We start from the raw sequence: 15233 nt of genomic DNA on the forward strand, positions 1-15233 counted from the left end.
TACATTTGAGCGAGGGCGTTAGCGGCAGCGGTGTCCGCTCATCTCCGCGCCGGCATTCTTTGGCAGCAGCAGACACACCGGTGCCGCCAGCAGTGACACGAAGGTCACCACCAGGAACGCCACGCTGAAGTCCGGCAGCTGCGCATGCTCGCGGCCGTGCCAGCTCACCGACACGTGCAAGGCCGCGGCGGCCACGCAGATGCCCAGCGACAGCATCAGCTGCTGGAACGTCGTGTAGAAACTGGTCGCGCTGGAGAATCGCTCACTCGGCACATCCGCGTACGCCACCGTGTTGTACGCACTGAACTGCAGCGACTGGAAGAACCCGCTGAAGAGCAGCACCACGTAGATGATCCATAGCGGCCACTCCGGCCGGAACGCGGCACACAAGGCCACGCAGACCATCGACAGGACGCCGTTCCAGACGAGCGTCGCGCGGAAACCCCACCAGCGCAGCACCGGCGCCGCGGTCGCCTTCATCAACATCGCGCCCAGTGCGGACACGAAGGTGATCACGCCGCTGTGCGCCGCCGAAAGACCGAAGCCCAGCTGCATCATCAGCGGCAGCAGGAACGGCACCGAACCGGCCGTGATACGCGTCAGCGAGCCTGCGATCACGGACAGGCGGAAGGTGGTGAAACGCATCAGCGACAGGTCGAGGATCGGGTTGGTCGTCCGCTTCGAATGCCATACATAGATCGCACCGACGATCAGGCCGCCCACCATCAGCCCTGTGGAACCGGCCATCGACGTCGCGCCCCGGCTGGCCATTTCCAGCCCGAACACCAGGCACGACAACGACACACCCGACAGCACGAAACCGAGCTTGTCGAAGCGCACCTTGTCCGGTATGCGGATGTCGGGAATGAATTTCGTTGCCAGCCACATCCCGGCCAGACCGATCGGCACGTTGATGTAGAAAATCCAGCGCCAGGACACCCAGGTGACGATGAAGCCACCCAGCGGCGGCCCGACCACGGGCCCGATCAGTGCGGGGACCAGCAGCCACGACATCGCGCTGACCAGTTCGGACTTGGGCACCGAGCGGAGCAGCACCAGGCGTCCCACCGGCACCATCATGGCGCCGCCGATACCCTGCAGCAGGCGCGACAGCACCAGCAGCGGCAGGTTGCCGGACAGACCGCAGAGAATGGATCCCGCCGTGAACAGCGCGATGGCGGCGCGGAAGACGTTGCGCGAACCGTAACGATCGGCGATGGCGCCACTGGCCGGGATGAACACGGCGAGGCTGAGCATGTACGAGGTCAGCGCCACACTCATGTGCAGCGGGGAAACGTCGAAGGACTCCGCCATGGCCGGCAGCGCGGTGGCCAGGATGGTGCCGTCCAACTGTTCCATGAACATCGCGCTGGCGATGATCAGGGCAACGGTGCGGAAGCCAGGAGCGGAAGTCATCCGGAAAGGAGCGGCGAGGAAGCGCACAGTTTGCGCCCGCACGCCTCAAAGGTCGAGTGAACGCTTGCTTAGAAACGAGCGGTCCTGTCCGGTGACGGGGTCGACGAAGCGCAGTTCGCGGGCAAGCAGCCGCAACGGCTCGCTGAAGTCCGCAGGCTCATCGCGCAGCTCGGGATAGACGTGATCGCCCAGGATCGGCGCACCTAGTGCGGCCATGTGCAGACGTAACTGGTGCTTGCGTCCGGTCACCGGCTGCAGCCGATAACGCCAGAGGTGTTCGCCCCGCTCCAGCACCTCGACGCGGGTGCGTGCATTGGGCTCGCCCTCGGCTTCGCGAACGCGGAAGAACGGCTCACCGCGCTCGATCCGGCTTTCCCGGACGTGCGGAAAGACCAGGCCCGGCAGAGGACCGGCCAGCGCCTCATAAACCTTGCCGATCCGGCGTTCGCGGAACAGGCGTGTATAGGCGTCCCGACTCTCCGGCCGGGCCGAGAACACGACCAGCCCGGCGGTGCCCCGGTCCAGCCGATGCAGCGCGATCAGCGCCGGGTTATCCAGCCGGCGCATCAGGCGTACGGAAAGGGTCTCCTCGACGAAACGACCGGCCGGCATCGTGGGCAGGAAGTGGGGCTTGTCGGCCACGACGAGGTCGTCGTCGGCATGGACGATGGTTTCCTCGAAGGGAATGGTCGGCTCCGCCAGCACCTCGCGGCGGTAGGCCAGCCTGGTTCCCGGCCGGTAGGGCGCGAGCCGGTCGATCGCCACGCCGTCGATCTCCACCATGCCGCGCTCCATGCGGTCGATCCAGACCGGACGGCCGATCGCCGGGAAGCGGTCGCACAGGAAATCCAGCACGGAAGGCCACGCGCCGGCGGGCAGGACGAGTCGGCTGGGCGGAAGCGGTTCCATCGTAAGATTGTATCCCTCAACTCGTTCGCCTCACGGCCGCCATATACTGTGTCTTCCTCCCTCCCCAGCCTCGAGGCTTCCCCGTGATCGGCCGGTTTTTCAGGAAGTGGTTCGGCGCTCGCGGCGCGACTCCCCCGGCGGAGGCCAGCAACGCATGGCCGCTTGTGTCTGCGCCCGCGCCGGTTGCCGACGAAGGGGTGGAGGCGATCGTCGAGGTGCCCGCCGGCGCGCTGCCGGCCGACGAGGTGGAAGACCGTTTTTACCGGTTGATCCTCTCGGCGGCGCCATCGTTCGAACCCGCCATGACGCCGGCCGAGCAGAGCCTGCTGCGCCGCCTGAAGGACGTCTTCGGCGGCGAACGTTTCGACGTCGGCCTGCTGCCCCGGTTGCCCTCGGTCGTGCCGCAGCTGATGCGCTCGCTGCGCAGCGACGACACCGACAGCCGCATGCTGGCCGAACAGGTCTCCCGCGACAGCGTACTGGTCGGCGAAATCATCCGCGTGGCCAACAGCGCTTTCTTCCGTTCGACCAAACCCGTGACGGGCCTGCAGCAGGCGATCACGCTGCTCGGCCAGAACGGCCTGCGCCGGGTGGTCATGCAACTGGTGATGCGGCCGATCCTGCGCACGGGCGAAAACGGCATCCACCATGCCGGCGAACGCCTGTGGGAGCACGCCGAGCGCTGCGCCCGCGCCTGTTCCCATCTGGGCCGTCCGGCCTGCGACCCGTTCGAGGCCTTTCTGGCCGGACTGGTCAGCCATACGGGCTCCCAGGCCATCCTGGCCGAGCTCGAGAAATACGGCGACGCGGTACCGCAGTACAGCCGCTCTTTCATCGCCGCGCTGGCCCAGCAGATGGAGCGCCTGTCGCTGCATGCGGCGCGGCACTGGGACTTCCCATCCCGCGTGGTGCAGGCCCTGTCCGAGCGCGCCGATCCCGCCGACGCGGGCGCGCGCACGCCGCTGGGCCGCGCCCTGATCGCGGCCAGTCGCGTGGCGATGATCGACGTCCTCATCGACCAGGGCGGTGCCGAGGCCGATGCCGTGCTGCTGGCCGTGCCCGGCCAGAGCTTCACCCAGGCTCAGCTGGTGGAGTGTCAGGACGCCGTGCGGGCGGCCAACACCGTCGAGGCTTAACGGGTCGTCGCTTTCACGTCCGCCCAGAGCTGATCCGCCAGCTGGGTCGACGCACCGTCGATCAGGCGCGGCACCAGCGTATCCAGGCGCGGCGCGTCCGGCTGCACCGGCAGCGACTGCTGAATGCGATAGGCCTTGGCGGTCACCACGCCGCGATTGACGATCCGGCAGTTCACCGCGAGGGTGAGACTGGCGGCCGGCGGCTCAGCCTCGGCGGCGACCGAGGTGGCTGTCTCCAGCCCACGGCAGTTGATGATCAGGTCGGTGATGTACTTCGGCTGCAGTGTCGTACGCAGGCGGGCCTCGACGGCCGTGGCGATGTCCGGGCTGACCTGAACCTTGGGCTTGCCCTCGAGTCCGGAAACGACGACGACGCTTTCACCGCGGTTTTCGACAGTGAGCCACGGCGACGCCGGGCTGGCGGACACCAGGCGACTCATGTCGCTCTCGATCATCGACTTGCCGCCACAACCGGACAGCGCCAGGGCCGCGGCGGCGGCCAATACGTGCTTGATCACAGACAAACCCCGAATTCCCCCGATACAACCTCCCAATTTACCGGGCGAAACCACCGTCGGCAACCCGGACAACGCAGGGTGGAGAGCACGGCGGGCGCCATGCCATGGCGGAAATCCGCCGTTGCGGAAATCCGGCGTCCCGTCCGGGTACAATGCCGGTTTGAACCTTGGCAGGGTTTTTTCCGAACGATGTTTGCGGCACGACAGACGCCAGCCCAAGCCGGTGACGCCCTCGCGCGCCTCGCCTGGCAGGATTTCGAGCATCTGCTGGCCGAGCATTATCGTAGCCAGGGTTACCTCGTTGAACACCATACGCCTGCCACGTCACTCAAGACATTGACGGCTGGCGTCGATCTCCGGCTGCGCCGCGGAAGCGAAACCGTCATCGTCCAGTGCAAGCACTGGGACACCGAGGAAGTGCAGCTGCAGGATGTGAACGAGCTGCTTGGCAACATGCTCAACGAGGCCGCGAGCAAGGGCGTCTTCGTCACCCGTGGGCGCTACAGCAGCGAGGCCAGGGCACTGATGCGCCGCCAGCCGCGCCTGCAGCTGGTCGACGGTGACGTCCTGCGCGTGATGCTGAAGCTGCCCGATCATCTCGACATGTCGCTTCCGGGTGCGGCCTCGGCCCCATCCGCCCGGGGCGGCAAAGGCGCGAAGCACGAGAAAACACGTGGCGCGGCGCTCCGTCGCCGGTCGTCCGGTGACGCCTCGCGTCTCGGCCCGGCCTTGCTCGTGATCGCCATCCTGGCGCTGCTAGCGTTATTCGTCTGGCACAGCATGTCGCGCCGGGAAGAAGCCGCCGCACCGGCGGATGATGCGACGCCTCCCCCGTCCGCGACGCCAGTGTCGACGCGGACGCCCGCCATCGCACCGGTGGCCGCACCCGCCCCGCCTGTCGACCCGGCGGCGTCCGCCGTCGCGCCGGCGACCGGCACGCCTCCGCTCAGTGGTGCATCCGGCATCGTCAGCACGCATGGTGCGCTCGATCCGCCCTCCGCCGCGCGCGAAATCGCGGAGCGCGAACGCCTGCGCCAGCAGTCCGAGGACGCACGTAACGCACGCAGGCACGAAGACGGCATGAAGGTGCTCGAACAGAGCACGCGCGAACTGGGCTCGCACGAGTAACCGATCCGTCATCTGACCGGTTCGTCATCGCGTCGCGGCGTTCCGCCGCACGATTAAACGAAGTCAGGGCCGTTCCGTTCACGCCGGGACAATCCTCGCGCGCTTAGCCTGTTTGGCGACCCCGTCGCCTGGAAGCACTCATGACGCTCGCGCCCGACCTGCTCCGTCGCATGCACGCCTATTGGCGTGCCGCCAACTACCTCACCGTGGGACAGATCTACCTTCGCGACAATCCGATGCTGGCCGAGCCGCTGCGCAAGGAACATATCAAGCACCGGCTGCTTGGACACTGGGGCACGACTACCGGCCTGAACTTCATTTACACGCATCTCAATCGCGCGATCGTCGAACGCGATCTCAACATGATCTACGTCATCGGTCCCGGCCATGGCGGTCCCGGCCTGGTCGCGCATACGTATCTGGAAGGGTCGTACACCGAGATCTATCCGCACATCGACCGCAGCGAAGCGGGCATGCGCGAACTGTTCCGCCAGTTCTCGTGGCCGTACGGCATTCCGAGCCACGTCGCACCCGAAACGCCGGGTTCGATCCATGAAGGCGGTGAACTCGGCTACTCGCTGTCACACGCGTTCGGCGCGGCGTTCGACAACCCGGACCTCATCGTCGCCTGCGTAGTCGGCGATGGTGAAGCCGAGACCGGCGCACTGGCCACGGGGTGGCATTCGAACAAGTTCCTCAACCCCGCACGCGACGGCGCGGTGCTGCCGATCCTGCACCTCAACGGCTTCAAGATCGCCAATCCCACCGTGCTCGCGCGCATCGAACCGGAGGAACTTCGCGACCTGATGCGCGGCTACGGCTACGAGCCGCACTTCGTCGAAGGCCACGAGTTCGAGCCGATGCATCAGGACTTCGCGGCGGCGCTCGACACCTGCCTCGACGAGATCCGACGCATCCAGGAGGCCGCCCGCAGCGACGATGCCGCCGATGCCGTGCGCCCGCGCTGGCCGATGATCGTGCTGCGCAGCCCCAAGGGCTGGACCGGCCCGAAGGTAGTGGATGGGAAGCCCGTGGAAGGCACGTGGCGCGCTCATCAGGTGCCCATCGCGAAGTTCGAGACCGATGAGCATCTGAATATCCTCGAAGACTGGATGAAGAGCTACGACGCGCACGAACTCTTCGACGAACACGGCCGTTTCCGGGACGAATTCGCTTCGCTGGCACCCACGGGTCAGCGCCGCATGGGCATGAATCCCCATGCCAACGGCGGCCAGTTGCTGAAGCAGCTGCATATGCCGCACTTCCGCAGTTTCGCGGAAGACGTAAAGACACCGGGTGACCACAAGGCCGAAGCCACGCGCGTGCTCGGCAGGTTCCTGCGCGACGTAATGCGGCAGAACATGCAGACCTTTCGCCTGTTCGGGCCCGACGAGACCGCGTCGAACCGGCTCGAAGCCGTCTACGAAGCCAGCGGCAAGACCTGGCTGGCGGAATACGAAGAGGTGGATGAGAACCTCTCCCCCGCCGGCCGCGTCATGGAGGTACTGAGCGAGCACCAGTGCCAGGGCTGGCTCGAAGGCTATCTGCTCACCGGCCGCCATGGTTTCTTTTCGTGCTACGAGGCTTTCATCCACATCATCGATTCGATGTTCAACCAGCATGCGAAGTGGCTGAAGGTCACCCGGAAGATGTCGTGGCGTCCGCCGATCGCGTCGCTCAACTACCTGCTGAGCTCGCACGTCTGGCACCAGGACCATAACGGGTTCTCGCATCAGGATCCCGGCTTTATCGATCATGTGGCGAACAAGAAGTCCGAGATCGTGCGCATCTATCTGCCACCCGATGCCAACTGCCTGCTCTCCGTCGCCGACCACTGCCTGCGCAGCCGCCACTACGTCAACGTGATCATCGCGGGCAAGCAGCCGGACTGGCAGTGGCTGGATATGGAGAGTGCGATCCGTCACTGTGCCGCCGGTGCGGGCGTCTGGGAATGGGCCGGTCGTGGCGGGGAGGACCCCGATGTGGTCATGGCCTGCGCGGGTGACGCGCCGACCGTGGAGATTCTCGCCGCCGTCATGCTGCTGCGCGAGTACGTGCCGGACATCCGCATCCGCGTGGTCAACGTGGTCGACCTGATGTCGCTGGAACAGCCGGAAGAACATCCGCACGGCATGGACGACGATGTCTTCGACGACCTGTTCACCAAAGATAAGCCGGTGATCTTCGCCTTCCATGGCTATCCGGGCATCATCCACAAGCTGACGTATCGGCGGCACAACCACGACAACATCCATGTGCGCGGTTACAAGGAAGAAGGCACGACCACCACCGCGCTCGACATGATGGTGCTGAACAACATGGATCGCTTCCAGCTGGCCCTCGACGCGATCAACCGCATCCCGCGTCTGGCCGGCGAGCGTGAGAAGGCGACGCAGCGTTACTGGTCGGATATCCAGCGACACAAGCTGTACGTAAGTGAACACGGGCAGGACCTGCCGGAGGTGCGCGACTGGCAGTGGAAGGCGGAAGAGACGGCAGCGCACGGGAAGGATCCCTCGTGAGTGGCGCCGGCCATGTCCTGGCGCTCAACACGGGGTCGTCGTCGCTGAAATACGGCCTGTACCGCGTCGATGGCGACCGGTGCGAGGCGCTGCTTACCGGGCAGACGGACGGCCCCGCCGATGCCGATCCGCTGGCGGGCATCGTCGATGCGTTATCGAAACAGTCCCTGCCCTCCCCCGATGCGATCGGTCACCGCATCGTGCACGGCGGACCTCGTGTGCGGAAGCATGCGCGTATCGACGAGGCGATGATGACGCATCTCGACGAGGCGCGCGCGTTCGCGCCACTGCACGTGCCGCCCGCGGTGGCGATGGTGAAACGCTGCAGGGAACGTTTCCCGGACCTGCCGCAGGTAGCGTGTTTCGACACGGCCTTTCACGCGTCGATGCCGCTGGTCGCGAAGACCCTGCCCTTGCCGGCGGATCTGCGTGAGGGTGGTATCGAGCGGTATGGGTTTCATGGGCTCTCGTACGAGTCGATCGTCCGACAGCTGGGCGATGGCATTCCGTCGCGGGTCGTCATCGCCCATCTGGGCAATGGCGCGAGCCTGTGCGCGGTGCGCGACGGGCGGTCGGTCGATACGACCATGGGGCTCACGCCCACCGGCGGCATCGTGATGGGGACGCGACCGGGCGATCTGGACCCGGGCGTGTTGCTCTACCTGATGCGCGAGCGTGGCTACGATGCGGAGCGGCTTGAAAAACTGGTCGATCGGGAGGCCGGCCTGAAGGGGCTCTCCGGCGGTACCAGCGACATGCGGAAGTTGCATGCGATGGATAACGAGGCGTCGAAGCTCGCGCAGGATGTGTTCGTACATGTGGCGCGGAAGCAGATCGCGGCGATGGTCGCATCGCTTGGCGGCATCGATCTGCTCGTGTTCACCGGCGGTATCGGCGAGAACGATGCCGTCACCCGCGATGCGATTCTCGCGGGGCTGCAATGGATCGGCGATGTCCCGTCACGGGTGATGGTGACGGAAGAAGATGAGCAAATCGCCCGCCACACATGGCACCTGACCATGTAGGAGCGCGCCTGCGCGCGACCGGTGACTGGCGACCGGGACTGGTACTGGTGACCGGTGACCCGGTGACCGGGACCGGTGCCCCTTGATCGGTCGCGCGCAGGCGCGCTCCTACATGACGACTACGGGAATCTTGCCGATTTTCGACTTCCATTCCTTCGGGCCGGTCTCATGCACCGACGTGCCGGCGCTGTCGACCGCTACCGTCACCGGCATGTCCTTGACCTCGAACTCGTAGATCGCTTCCATCCCGAGGTCTTCGAACGCCAGCACCCGCGACGCCTTGATCGCCTTGGACACGAGATACGCCGAACCACCCACGGCCATCAGGTAAACGGCCTTGTTGTCGCGAATGGCCTCGATAGCGGCCGGACCGCGCTCGCTCTTGCCGACCATGCCGAGCAGACCGGTGGTCTCGAGCATCTGACGGGTGAACTTGTCCATGCGCGTCGCGGTGGTCGGACCGGCCGGGCCCACCACTTCGTCACGCACCGGATCGACGGGGCCGACGTAGTAGATGAAGCGGTTGGTGAAGTCGACCGGCAGCGTCTCGCCGCGGTTCAACATGTCGATCATGCGCTTGTGCGCGGCGTCGCGACCGGTGAGCAGCTTGCCGTTGAGCAGGATCGTTTCGCCGGGCTTCCAGTCGAGCACGTCCTCACGGGTGATCGTGTCGAGGTCGACGCGACGGCCCTTGGACGAGTCGTAGGTGAGTTTCGGCCAGTCTTCCAGCGACGGCGGATCGAGCGCCACCGGGCCGGACCCGTCGAGCACGAAGTGCGCATGACGCGTGGCGGCGCAGTTGGGAATCAGCGCGACTGGCAGGTTGGCGGCATGGGTCGGGTAATCCTTGACCTTGATGTCGAGCACGGTGGTCAGGCCACCGAGGCCCTGCGCGCCGATCCCCAGTGCGTTGACCTTCTCGTACAGCTCGAGGCGCAGTTCTTCGGCACGGTTGGACGGACCGCGCGCGATGAGGTCGACGATGTCGATCGGCTCCATCAGCGCTTCCTTCGCCAGCAGCATCGCTTTCTCGGCGGTGCCGCCGATGCCGATACCGAGCATGCCCGGCGGGCACCAGCCGGCGCCCATGGTCGGCACGGTCTTCAGCACCCAGTCGACGATGGAATCGGAGGGGTTGAGCATCGCGAACTTGGACTTGGCTTCCGAACCGCCGCCCTTGGCGGCGACGATCACGTCGACCTTGTCGCCCGGCACGATCGACACGTTGACCACGGCCGGCGTGTTGTCGCGGGTGTTCATGCGCTTGCCCGCCGGGTCGGCCAGGACCGAGGCGCGCAGCTTGTTGTCCGGATGGTTGTACGCGCGGCGCACACCCTCGTTGACCATGTCCTCGACGCCCATCGTCGCATCGTCCCAGCGCACGTTCATGCCGACCTTGAGAAACACCGTAACGATGCCGGTGTCCTGGCAGATCGGGCGGTGGCCCTCGGCGCACATGCGCGAGTTGATGAGGATCTGGGCGATGGCGTCCCTGGCGGCCGGCGACTCTTCACGCTCGTATGCGGCGGAGAGGTTTTTGATGTAGTCGACCGGGTGATAGTACGAGATGTACTGGAGAGCGTCGGCGACGCTGGTGATGAGGTCGTCCTGCTTGATCGAGGTCATGGCGCTTCGGCTGGCTCGCGGGGGCTGGCAAAGCAGCGATTTTAGCGCACCCGGCCGGTGTAAGGTGCCGGGCGATCGACCGGTCTTCTTCCGGTACCCAGGAACCACGGAGTTTTCATGCGTCAGCTACGTCACACCTTTTTCGCCCTGCTCGTCGCGCTGACCGCCTTCGCGGCGGCCACGCCCGCCATGGCCGCCCAGACCGCCCCGGAATTCGCCGGCATCGCTAACTGGCAGAATTCCAGGCCCCTGACCATGAAGAGCCTGCGCGGCAAGGTCGTGCTGATCGACTTCTGGGCATATTCCTGCATCAACTGCCTGCGCACCCTGCCCCACGTCACCCGCTGGTACGACCAGTACAAGGACAAGGGTCTGGTGATCGTCGGCGTTCACTCGCCGGAGTTCGCCTTCGAGAAGCAGGACGGTAATGTCCGCGACGCCATCGCGAAGTACAACATCAAGTACCCGGTGGCCCAGGACAACGATCTGGAGACCTGGGACGCCTGGGATAACCAGTACTGGCCGGCCGAGTATCTGGTCGACCAGCGCGGCAACGTCATCGCCCATCATTTCGGCGAGGGCAATTACGCCGAGATGGAAAACGCGATCCGTACCCTGCTCGGCCTGCCCCGTCTCGAGGCCACCGCCGAAGCCGACAAGGACGCGCCGGACTTCACCCAGCTGGGCTCGCCGGAAATGTATTTCGGCAGCGACCGTGCGAAGAACAATGCCAGCCCGGGCGGCGACAGCGCCGGTACCCGCGATTTCACGGCGCCGTCGAGGCTGGAGCTCAACCAGTTCGCACTGATCGGCAAGTGGGAGATCGGTCGCCAGAACGCCACGCTGGTGGGCGCCAACGGTGAGATTCGCCTGCATTTCAAGGCGAAGAAGGTGCATATGGTGGCGAGCGCGAACGATGCCGTGACACTGGAGATCGCGGTGGACGGCAAGCCGATGGCGCCGGTGACCGTCCAGAAGAGCCAGCTGTACACCCTGTTCGATGGCGACGGATACAAGGACCACGTGCTGACGATCAAGATTCCGAAGGGCGGGTTCCACGCGTTCACGTTCACCTTCGGCTAGGAGGGGCGCCAGCGCGGGTCTTGCCAAGAGTGTTTCTTAAGATATATCGTACGACCACTACGTACGATATATCTGGAGCACCCCCATGCACTTTTTCCACCACGCGAAACACCGCTTCCACGACAAGATGGCGGCCATGGCCATGGGCCGCGGCGGTCCGGGCGGTCGCTTCGGCGGCGGCGCCTTCGGCTTCGACGACCGCGGCGACGGTATGCGCGGCGGCCGCGGCGGCGGTCGTTTCGGCGGCCGCATGTTCGGCACCGGCGACCTGCGCCTCCTTCTGCTCGCCCTGATCGAAGAACAGCCGCGCCATGGCTACGAGCTGATCCGCACCATCGAGGAGATGTTCGAGGGCCAGTACAGCCCGAGCCCGGGCGCCATCTATCCCACCCTCACCATGCTCGAAGAGCTGGGCTACGCCCGGGTCGAGGCCGAGACCGGTGGCAAGAAGCTCTATGCGATCACCGAAGCCGGCAGCACCTTCCTTCAGGAAAACCGCGACACGCTGGAAGCCCTGACCGAGCGCCTGCAGGTCATGTCGCGCCACATGCGCCGCATGAGCGTTCCCAACGAGGTACGCGAGGCGATGCACACGCTGAAGCACCAGCTGATCAACCACCACAAGGCATGGGACGAGGCCGAGCTGCATCGCGTCGCAAAGCTGCTCGAAGCCACCGCCAGGGCCATCGCGGAGCGCAGCGCATGAGCGATATCACCGAGCGCCACGCCATCACCCGCGTCCGCCACGAACTGAAGATGCGCAAGCTCAGCGTGTCCCGCGTGCAGAACCTGACCCCGCACATGGTGCGGGTGACGGTCACCGGCCCGGACCTCGAGGGCTTCGTCACCGCCTCGCCCGACGACCACGTCAAGCTGTTCTTCCCCGTCGACGACGGCGCGATCAACACGCCGACGATGACCCCGGAAGGCCCGGTGTTCGCCGAGGGTGTCACCCCGTCGCCCGCCCGGGATTACACGCCGCGCCGCTACAACGCCGCGCATAACGAGCTCGACATCGACTTCGTTCTGCACGGGGAAGGCCCGGCCTCGACCTGGGCGGAGCGGGTGAAGGTCGGTGACACCCTCGGTGTCGGCGGGCCGCGGGGATCGATGATCGTGCCCCACGACTTCGATCATTACGTGCTGGTCGGCGACGAAACCGCGCTGCCTGCGATCGGCCGCTGGCTCGAGGAGCTGCCTGCCTCGACACCCGTGACCGTACTGGTCGAGATCGGCTCCAACGAAGAGAAGCAGATACTCGCGCGGGATGTGCACTGGTTCGTGCGCGATCGCTCGTTGCCCTCACTGGACGACACTCTGGCGGCGCTGCCGATCCCGCGCGGCGATACATTCTGGTGGGTGGCCACGGAGTCGAAGCGTGCGCGATCCCTGCGTTCGCTGCTCGTCGAAACGCGCGGGATCGACAAGGACTGGGTGAAGGCGACGGGGTACTGGCAGGCCGACTGATGCCGCGGGGCCTCCGATACTCCCGCAATCACCTCCCCTGCACGACGCTTAATCGCCGCCTTCCGTGAACACATAACGTTGGCGGCGATCACGTTACCTCTGTCTCCGTTATGGGAGTGGAGAAGTGACGATGCGACGTGGAAGGAAAATACTGGCCTGGGTTATCGGGATCTTCGTCCTGCTGATCGTTGCGATCATCTTGTTCATCGCGTTCTTCGACTGGAACCGGTTGAAGCCGACGATCAACGAGAAGGTCTCGGAGGCCATCGGCCGTCCTTTCGCGATCAATGGCGACCTTTCAGCGCACTGGTCGCGCGAGCCGGGTGAAAGCGGGCTGGTCAGCCTGATCCCCTGGCCGCACTTCGAAGCGCGTGACATCACCGTCGCCAATCCCGACTGGGCGAAGACGAAGCAGTTCGCTACGCTCGACTCCCTCCAGTTCCGCCTCTCGCCCTTCCCGCTGATCTCGCACCGCATCGTGGTGCCGGAGATTCGTCTTGGCCAGCCGAAGATCGATCTTCAGCGAGTGAAGAACGGTGACAACACGTGGACCTTCAAGCTGCCGGAAAGCACGGGCCCGTCCGAGTGGCAGCTCGAACTCAACGCGATCGCGTTCGACAAGGGTCACATCGATTTCAACGATGCGCAGACCCAGATCGCCATGGGCATCGACGTGACGCCACTGAGCAAGGGCATCCCGTTCGACGAGATCATGGCGCAGCAGGAGACCGACTCGCGCGCGCAGGCAAAGAAGACCACGGGCGCCAGCGCCAAAGCGATGTCGAAGAGCGACGCGGACGAGAAGGACCGCAACGACGAGACCAAGAAGAAGCAGGTCTATCAGTTCGCGTGGGAAGCCAAGGGCACGTACAAGAAGTCGACGGTGACCGCAAAGGCGAAGACCGGCGGCGTGCTCGCGCTCCGCGACTCGAACCGTCCCTTCCCGGTCGCGGCCGACGCGCGCTTCGGCGATACGCATATCGCCTTCGTCGGTACCCTTACCGACCCGATCAACATGGGCGCGCTGGACGTCCGCCTGTGGTTTTCCGGCACGAGCATGTCGCATCTGTATGACCTGACCGGCGTGACCCTGCCGGACACGCCGCCGTTCGCCACCGAGGGCCACCTCAAGGCCAATCTGAAGAAGGGCGCAAGCGTCTTCACCTATGACCACTTCACCGGCAAGGTGGGAGGCAGCGACCTGGGCGGGAGTCTGACGTTCAACACGGGCGCACCGCGTCCGAAGCTGACCGGCGCGCTGAAGTCCAACCAGTTGCTCTTCAGCGATCTGGCCCCGCTCATCGGCGGTGGCTCGAACGAAGAAAAGGCCGAGCGCGGCGACGCGGTGAAGCAGCCCGCTGACAAAGTGCTGCCCGTCGAGCCGTTCAAGACCGATCGCTGGAACGCGATGGACGCGGATGTCGAGTTCACCGGCGTGAAGATCGTCCACGGTGAGCGTCTGCCGATCGACAACCTCTACACCCACCTCATCATGAAGGACGCCGTGCTGATCCTCGACCCGCTGAAGTTCGGCGTGGCCGGCGGCACGGTCGGCAGCAACATCAAGCTGGACGGATCGAAGACGCCCTTAAGGGGTGGCTTCAATCTGGGCGCCCGCCATCTGAAGCTGAAGGAGCTCTTCCCGACCTTCGCGCCGATGCAGACCAGCTTCGGCGAGCTCAATGGCGATGCGTCCCTCACCGCCACGGGCAACTCGCCCGCCGCCCTGCTGGGCAGCTCGAACGGCGAGGTGAAGCTGCTGATCAACGACGGCGCCATCAGCAGTTCGCTGCTGGAACTCGCCGGCCTGAATGTCGGCAGCTACGCGGTGAACAAGCTCTTCGGCGATGAGGTAGTCAAGATCAACTGCATGGCCGCCGATCTGGTGGCGACCAATGGCGACATGGAGTCACGCCTCTTCGCGCTCGATACCGAGAAGGCCTTGATCAACGTCAACGGCAATATCAACTTCCGGGATGAAAAGCTCAATCTCGACATCGTTCCGCATACGAAGGGTTTCCGTCTCTTCTCGCTGCGCTCGCCGCTGTATGTGCACGGGACGATGAAGAACCCCTCGGTCGGCGTGCACGCCGGGCCGCTGATCCTGCGTGCGGGCGGTGCGGCGGCGCTGGCGGTGTTTGCCGCTCCTGTCGCTGCTCTCGGTGCGCTGGCTGTGCCGGAGAGCGGCAAAGCGGATGCGACGCAGTGCAAGCCGTTGCTCGACGACATCCGGAACAACCCGCCTAAGGCCCCGCCGGCTGGGAAGACCAAGGGCCGGTAACCCACCGTAGGAGCGCGCCCTGCGCGCGATGCTTTTTTTTGCCCTGACGGGCGTTGACCAAGAGCATCGCCCGGAAGGCGCGCTCCTACGGGTGCGCTGTGGCGCTTGTGGATGCGCCACGG

Annotated in this window: 12 protein-coding genes; 8 read left to right on the top strand and 4 right to left on the bottom strand. The window is 65.3% G+C overall.

The window, feature by feature from the left end:
- Positions 1 to 18 precede the first annotated feature (18 nt).
- The gene (locus B5X73_RS01685; RefSeq protein WP_079520302.1) at positions 19 to 1416 is read right to left on the bottom strand and encodes an MFS transporter; all 1398 of its coding nucleotides are present in this window, start codon (positions 1414 to 1416) and stop codon (positions 19 to 21) included.
- 45 nt (positions 1417 to 1461) lie between these two features.
- A complete protein-coding gene (locus tag B5X73_RS01690; protein ID WP_079520303.1) occupies positions 1462 to 2325 on the bottom strand; it encodes a pseudouridine synthase in 864 nt (287 codons plus the stop codon).
- Between the two features lie 83 nt (positions 2326 to 2408).
- Here B5X73_RS01690 and B5X73_RS01695 point away from each other — a divergent pair, with 83 nt between their 5' ends.
- On the top strand, positions 2409 to 3461 hold the full coding sequence (locus B5X73_RS01695; RefSeq protein WP_079520304.1) for an HDOD domain-containing protein: 1053 nt from the start codon (positions 2409 to 2411) through the stop codon (positions 3459 to 3461).
- Here the strand turns inward: B5X73_RS01695 and B5X73_RS01700 are convergent.
- Entirely contained in the window at positions 3458 to 3985 is a 528-nt protein-coding gene (locus B5X73_RS01700) for a hypothetical protein (RefSeq protein WP_139382614.1), read from the bottom strand. The two genes, B5X73_RS01695 and B5X73_RS01700, sit on opposite strands and share 4 nt — an antisense overlap.
- 183 nt (positions 3986 to 4168) lie before the next feature.
- Here B5X73_RS01700 and B5X73_RS01705 point away from each other — a divergent pair, with 183 nt between their 5' ends.
- The 3 genes from B5X73_RS01705 to B5X73_RS01715 all read left to right on the top strand — a co-directional run bounded on the left by B5X73_RS01705 (position 4169) and on the right by B5X73_RS01715 (position 8654).
- Entirely contained in the window at positions 4169 to 5107 is a 939-nt protein-coding gene (locus B5X73_RS01705; protein WP_176167682.1) for a restriction endonuclease, read from the top strand.
- A 140-nt stretch (positions 5108 to 5247) separates the two neighbouring features.
- Positions 5248 to 7629 carry a phosphoketolase family protein gene (locus B5X73_RS01710; RefSeq protein ID WP_079520306.1) on the top strand — a complete coding sequence of 794 codons (2382 nt, stop codon included), beginning with the start codon at positions 5248 to 5250 and terminating at the stop codon, positions 7627 to 7629.
- Positions 7626 to 8654: an acetate/propionate family kinase gene (locus B5X73_RS01715; protein WP_079520307.1), complete on the top strand. Its 1029-nt coding sequence runs from the start codon at positions 7626 to 7628 to the stop codon at positions 8652 to 8654. Before B5X73_RS01710 ends, B5X73_RS01715 begins: the two co-directional genes overlap by 4 nt.
- Before the next feature lie 108 nt (positions 8655 to 8762).
- Here the strand turns inward: B5X73_RS01715 and B5X73_RS01720 are convergent, their stop codons facing one another.
- Positions 8763 to 10280 (bottom strand): fumarate hydratase, encoded by a 1518-nt coding sequence (locus tag B5X73_RS01720; RefSeq protein ID WP_079520308.1) that lies wholly within the window; start codon positions 10278 to 10280, stop codon positions 8763 to 8765.
- A gap of 117 nt (positions 10281 to 10397) precedes the next feature.
- Between B5X73_RS01720 and B5X73_RS01725 the strand changes: the two genes are divergently transcribed.
- The 4 genes from B5X73_RS01725 to B5X73_RS01740 all read left to right on the top strand — a co-directional run bounded on the left by B5X73_RS01725 (position 10398) and on the right by B5X73_RS01740 (position 15111).
- Positions 10398 to 11363: a thioredoxin family protein gene (locus B5X73_RS01725; RefSeq protein WP_079520309.1), complete on the top strand. Its 966-nt coding sequence runs from the start codon at positions 10398 to 10400 to the stop codon at positions 11361 to 11363.
- Positions 11364 to 11448: 85 nt separating this feature from the next.
- The gene (locus B5X73_RS01730) at positions 11449 to 12069 is read left to right on the top strand and encodes a PadR family transcriptional regulator (RefSeq protein WP_079520310.1); all 621 of its coding nucleotides are present in this window, start codon (positions 11449 to 11451) and stop codon (positions 12067 to 12069) included.
- A complete protein-coding gene (locus B5X73_RS01735) occupies positions 12066 to 12830 on the top strand; it encodes a siderophore-interacting protein (RefSeq protein WP_079520311.1) in 765 nt (254 codons plus the stop codon). Before B5X73_RS01730 ends, B5X73_RS01735 begins: the two co-directional genes overlap by 4 nt.
- Before the next feature lie 130 nt (positions 12831 to 12960).
- Complete coding sequence (locus B5X73_RS01740; RefSeq protein WP_079520312.1) at positions 12961 to 15111, top strand: AsmA family protein; 2151 nt, start codon at positions 12961 to 12963, stop codon at positions 15109 to 15111.
- Positions 15112 to 15233: the final 122 nt, after the last annotated feature.

Source organism: Luteibacter sp. 22Crub2.1, assembly GCF_900167995.1.
GTDB classification, from domain to species: domain Bacteria; phylum Pseudomonadota; class Gammaproteobacteria; order Xanthomonadales; family Rhodanobacteraceae; genus Luteibacter; species Luteibacter mycovicinus.

Excerpts from the sequence above, each read along its gene's own strand:
- B5X73_RS01685 (WP_079520302.1), bottom strand. The coding sequence starts at position 1,416 with ATGACTTCCGCTCCTGGCTTCCGCACCGTTGCCCTGATCATCGCCAGC.
- B5X73_RS01690 (WP_079520303.1), bottom strand. The coding sequence starts at position 2,325 with ATGGAACCGCTTCCGCCCAGCCGACTCGTCCTGCCCGCCGGCGCGTGG.
- B5X73_RS01705 (WP_176167682.1), top strand. The coding sequence starts at position 4,169 with ATGTTTGCGGCACGACAGACGCCAGCCCAAGCCGGTGACGCCCTCGCG.
- B5X73_RS01710 (WP_079520306.1), top strand. The coding sequence starts at position 5,248 with ATGACGCTCGCGCCCGACCTGCTCCGTCGCATGCACGCCTATTGGCGT.
- B5X73_RS01720 (WP_079520308.1), bottom strand. The coding sequence starts at position 10,280 with ATGACCTCGATCAAGCAGGACGACCTCATCACCAGCGTCGCCGACGCT.
- B5X73_RS01725 (WP_079520309.1), top strand. The coding sequence starts at position 10,398 with ATGCGTCAGCTACGTCACACCTTTTTCGCCCTGCTCGTCGCGCTGACC.
- B5X73_RS01730 (WP_079520310.1), top strand. The coding sequence starts at position 11,449 with ATGCACTTTTTCCACCACGCGAAACACCGCTTCCACGACAAGATGGCG.
- B5X73_RS01735 (WP_079520311.1), top strand. The coding sequence starts at position 12,066 with ATGAGCGATATCACCGAGCGCCACGCCATCACCCGCGTCCGCCACGAA.
- B5X73_RS01740 (WP_079520312.1), top strand. The coding sequence starts at position 12,961 with ATGCGACGTGGAAGGAAAATACTGGCCTGGGTTATCGGGATCTTCGTC.